Annotated in this window: 1 protein-coding gene and 1 pseudogene; both read right to left on the reverse strand. The window is 36.7% G+C overall.

Features of this window, described 5'->3' with window-relative positions; all coding sequences use genetic code 11:
• Window positions 1–397: 397 nt before the first annotated feature.
• The gene (locus F9279_RS25875) at window positions 398–724 is read right to left on the reverse strand and encodes a hypothetical protein (protein WP_226793915.1); all 327 of its coding nucleotides are present in this window, start codon (window positions 722–724) and stop codon (window positions 398–400) included.
• 233 nt (window positions 725–957) lie between these two features.
• Window positions 958–2,238: pseudogene (locus F9279_RS24695) on the reverse strand (phospholipase D-like domain-containing protein); the annotation flags it as partial.

Below are 2,238 nucleotides of genomic sequence, written 5' to 3' on the forward strand. Positions count from 1 at the left end.
AACTAAGTGAAACGGGGTTAACTGATAGATGGATGTTCTGCCTGTTATGATAATGATAAAAAATAAAGTGGCAAAACCAACGATGACTTTGATCGTCAGTAAACCAATATTGACTTCTTCCAACGTTTTTTCCTCCAATTTAAATTTTACTTAGTTGTAAGATCTTGAGGTTTAGATAAAGAGGCTAGTTTTAGTATTAAAGCTCGAGTTACAATTCCAACCATGATGTAATATATGAATGAATAACTGTATCTCCACTCATAATAATACACAAGTTCGACCCACTCGGAAAAAGGTTCACCAATAAAGGCGTATGTGAGTACCATAGTGATTTGTGCGATTATAAAAATTTTCCATGTTCTAAAATATTGATATAACAACATGTAAGCTACAGGTATCATTGAAAAATCAAAGGGAAAGGCCCTAGGAATAATAGGTAGAATGCAATTGGATAATCCCAAAACCTATATTGTAAGCCAACTACATCTAATAAGGTTGTTGTTATGATAATTATGGTACCAAATAACAAAATTTCTAAAATAATGTCTCGTTTAACAAGTTTAGCCCATATAACCCAAGGCACAACTAAAAAAACGACTAGTATCCACCATTCCCAAGTTAAAAACTCATTTTTTAGCCAACCATTTAATTCTAAATGATAGAGCTTATCTTCTAATAAACGTATTTCCTTAAGATTTTCAAATATATTATCTATTGATATCACCTCTATATTTAAATGAAAAGGTAACAGATATTTTTGAATTCAAACTCTTTGAGCTGCCTTTTTAGTATTACCGTTTTTTAGTAATGAATTTCCATCGTAAATAAGAAAAAACCCATGTTGGAAGTTCTTATAATACACGGGTTTTCGACTTTTTTTCAAATAAGTCAGAAATATATTAAAAACAAAGTTAAATCTAGATTTAAGATAGAACAATAAAAACAGGATACATCAACTTATAATAATGGAGAAAGCAGACGAGCACCTTGTTCAACAATGCGCTCGGTCAGGGATCGTTGCAACAAGTCTTCAATTCTTAATGGTACAGAATCAGTAAGATCCCCCTCGAACTGCTCTGTGAGTTCTCTTGCCACATCAGCACTGTACACGACTTGACACACCTCATAATTCAGGCGAAAACTTCTCATATCATAGTTTGCTGCGCCTACTTCTGCAATTTCCTCATCAATGATCATCAGTTTCGCATGTAACATTCCTTTATTGTACTGGTAGATTTGGACCCCAGCTTCTATAAGTTCCCCGTAATAGGTACGACTTGCATAGCCCACGCTTTTTTGATCAATGTGGCGAGGAACCAGCAATCTTACGTGCACACCACGAGCTACTGCTGTCTTTAATGCCATGATAATATCCGTTTCTGGTACAAAATAGGGTGTTGTTAAATCAATAGTCTTGGTCGCCTGTGTTATACATATAAAGTAAGCTTGCCGAATGACTGGGGTAGGAATTCCAGGGTTTCCTTCCAACGTATGGATATACGCTTTATGCAATGTCCTAGTTTTTGCGGATATGTCCATTTCTTTATCATCAAGGGTGCTCAACTCTGATCCCAATTCGGCTGACCATTTGGAATGATCTGCTCTGCCGATTGAGTTGATTTTCGTTACCTTTGATTTTGTTTTCAAATTTGTTTTTGATTTTATCCGTTCCGGCACAGCGATTTCCCAATGAACATCAAAGACAGTCAGCAAATCGACTTATGCTTCTCCTATGACTTGCAAATGAGTATCCCGCCAGAAGCCAACGTCAGGCTTCAATCCTGTATATTCATATCCTACGTTCATGCCACCATTAAAAGCTATCTTTCCGTCGATTATGGCCATCTTACAATGATCCCGATAATTCCAATTGGACAAAATCCAGGGAAATCGTAAAGGAAATATTGTCCTGCATTCTATCCCTGCTTCCACCATCTGCGTGATTTTTTCACGCGGGAATTTATAACTCCCCAAGCCATCTCTCATAAAACGAACCTGCACTCCATTTACTGCTTTTTCGATTAGCAGTTCTGTGATGCGATTACCAATTTGGTCATTCCGATATATGAAATATTCCAGATCAATTGTTTTTTGGGCTTTTTTTAGGGATTCAAGGAGTTGTTCATATTTTGCTATTCCATTGTTAAACACTTGGACTTGGCCCATTCGAAGCCCATTCACAGTGAAATGCCGTAAAGCATCGGCAATTACCGATGCTGAATCACCGAATGTCTCAGG

The sequence above is a fragment of the Bacillus sp. B1-b2 genome, assembly GCF_009183415.1.
GTDB lineage: Bacteria > Bacillota > Bacilli > Bacillales > Cytobacillaceae > Niallia.